At 47.1% G+C, this 2,617-nt stretch carries 2 protein-coding genes and 1 pseudogene; 2 read left to right on the top strand and 1 reads right to left on the bottom strand.

Features of this window, described 5'->3' with window-relative positions:
* Positions 1-1,082: pseudogene (locus AND4_RS18670) on the top strand (AMP-binding protein); the annotation flags it as partial.
* 81 nt (positions 1,083-1,163) lie between these two features.
* On the opposite strand, the gene AND4_RS18665 reads toward AND4_RS18670, so the two are convergent.
* A complete protein-coding gene (locus tag AND4_RS18665) occupies positions 1,164-1,889 on the bottom strand; it encodes a 4'-phosphopantetheinyl transferase superfamily protein (RefSeq protein ID WP_144017072.1) in 726 nt (241 codons plus the stop codon).
* Between the two features lie 338 nt (positions 1,890-2,227).
* Between AND4_RS18665 and AND4_RS18660 the strand changes: the two genes are divergently transcribed.
* The coding region (locus AND4_RS18660) for a DEAD/DEAH box helicase (RefSeq protein WP_009844545.1) at positions 2,228-2,617 on the top strand (390 nt) is incomplete at its 3' end.

Below are 2,617 nucleotides of genomic sequence, written 5' to 3'. Positions count from 1 at the left end.
GCCGAACTGCATGAAGAACAGGGAGAAGACTTTGCGTCTCCAACTTTCTGGTGGAACTACAGGTACGCCAAAACTGATCCCGCGCACTCATGCTGATTATCTTTATAGTGTTCGTGCTAGTAATCAAGTTTGTCAATTTTCTGACCGTACTTCGTTACCTTTGTGTACTGCCTGCGGCGCATAATTTTCCGCTTAGCTCGCCAGGTGCATTGGGCTGTTTAATGGCCGGTGGCACCGTGGTGTTAACACCAGATGCTAGCCCTCAGACGGCGTTTTCTTTGATTGAGAAACACCAGATCACCGTGGCGGCTTTGGTTCCGCCACTCGCGTTATTGTGGCTGGATGAAGCAGCGCGAACGGAACATGACATTACTTCCCTTGAAGTGTTGCAAGTGGGTGGCGCCCGTTTTAGTGAAGAAGCCGCAAAGCGAGTACGACCAGAGCTGGGCTGTACCTTGCAGCAGGTGTTCGGCATGGCAGAGGGGCTTGTAAACTACACTCGTTTGGATGATCCTGAGTCTGAAATCATTTCAACCCAAGGCCGACCGATGTCGCCAGCGGACGAGCTATTGGTTCTTGATGATATGGGCAATCCCGTTGAGCAAGGAACGGAGGGGATGTTATTCGTTCGGGGTCCTTACACCATTCAAGGTTACTACCGTGCGCTGGCGCATAATCAGCGTTCTTTCACTCAGCAAGGGTATTACCGCACGGGCGATATTGTTGTTGTGACCGAGGCGGGTAATTTGCAAGTGGTGGGCCGCGATAAAGATCAGATCAACCGTGGTGGAGAGAAGATCGCGGCAGAAGAGGTCGAGAACCACTTGCTTGCCCATGATTTGGTGCATGATGCCGCGGTGATTGCGATTCCAGATGATTATTTGGGTGAGCGCAGTTGCGCAGCTTTGGTCTGCCCAGCACAGAATCCGAAAGTCATTGAGATAAAACGATTCCTCAGAGACCGTGGTTTAGCCGATTTTAAAATCCCAGATCGCGTTATTTTTGTTGATGTATTGCCGAAAACACCCGTTGGGAAAATAAATAAAAATAAGCTAGTAGGGTCTTTTGACCTTTCGAGCTGATGTTTGCGGTGCTGAGATTTTAAATAGCTTGGTGAGCGGTATTAGGCCCTAACAAACCTAACATTGGTCAGCCAAAACTCGTCAGGAAAAGTAGCACATCGAGAACACGTATTGCTGATCAAAGCAGTAAAATCCGTGAAACGAAAGATTCGGTAATTTTGCTTTTAACGTGTCTTGGTTGCGACCTATGAGTTCGAATCTAAATTTGCCTGAGTGTTGGTTTTTGGGGGCCAACGAGATTTGTGCATCGAGAAAGTCGAAGTACACCTGCACAAAGGGAAAGCAGCATTTAAAAACGCTTTCCTTGATGCTGAATATGAGGGTGTCGGGAATGTCGCTGTTGCTGGCGAGTAATGCTTGTTCATCGCGAGTGTAGACGGAGGAGAAAAGGCGGTCACCAAGCACGGTATTGCTTTCAATATCGATACCTAGGCTGGCTATTTCGGTTTTTGGGGCGCACGCGGCCAAGCAAATACCATCGGTATGGCTGATGCTACCACTGATGTCACTCGGAAAAAGCGGTTCTCTCGAGTGACCGCTCAGGATAGGGATTTCTGCCAGATCAACTTTGTGTCGGTGCAAATTTTGAATCGCAGACCGAGCAGCGTGGCGTCCGGCTCTGAATTCGCGCTGGCGCTTGGCTACCGCTTTTTGAATGTATTTTTCTTCCTCTGGTAGGCTAACTTGACAGTACATCTCTGGTGTTGCTTGTACGATATCAATCTTGGAACTTGCGCCCTCTAAGTTAAGGCGAAAAAGGGAAGGGGTGAGAGAATCACCTGGCGCTGCGTTTTTCAATGGTGTCACTTTTTACTTAATATAAGTTGCAGTTAAAAATAGAGCCGAGTTCAAAGCCAGACCTTTAGTGGTAATAACCTTACTGGCAATAACACAGCTGGCGATATTACGAGTAGCTTAAGCACAAATAGTATCATCATAAATAGAAATCACGCTCTATTATGCAATTGATTTGCCTTCTTTGGTCAAGTGACGAATAAGTTTTTGAGTCAAGTGAAGAATAAATAGCCACCCATTCTCAGTAGACTCTAGTTGCCATGACTATTTCTTTGAGCGACAACACGCACTTCGAGTTCTTGGATGGCTTCTGATACACTACTCGACCATTTCTTCGTTGAGACGTTTCTATGCCATTTTCTAAGCTTGGTTTAAGTGCCCCTATTACAGATGCTGTGAAGGCGCTGGGTTATGAAAAACCGACTTCTATTCAACAAAAAGCGATTCCTATTGTTCTGCGTGGCAGTAACCTGATAGCTGCTGCACAAACGGGTACGGGTAAAACCGCGAGCTTTGTATTGCCAATCTTAGAAAAATTGAGCCAAGGAGAAACGCAACGTAAGAAGCGTACACGGGCGGTGATTCTAACGCCAACACGTGAGCTTGCACTCCAAGTCCATCAAAGCATCGAGGCATACAGCAAAAACTTGCCTTTGCGTTCAATGGCGATGTTTGGTGGTGTTGATTATGCGCCGCAAAAACAAGCCTTAATTGAAGGCGTCGATATTGTGGTATGCACG

Source organism: Vibrio sp. AND4 (genome assembly GCF_000171815.1).
Classification (GTDB): domain Bacteria; phylum Pseudomonadota; class Gammaproteobacteria; order Enterobacterales; family Vibrionaceae; genus Vibrio.
This window is presented reverse-complemented; position numbering and strand designations above follow the sequence as displayed.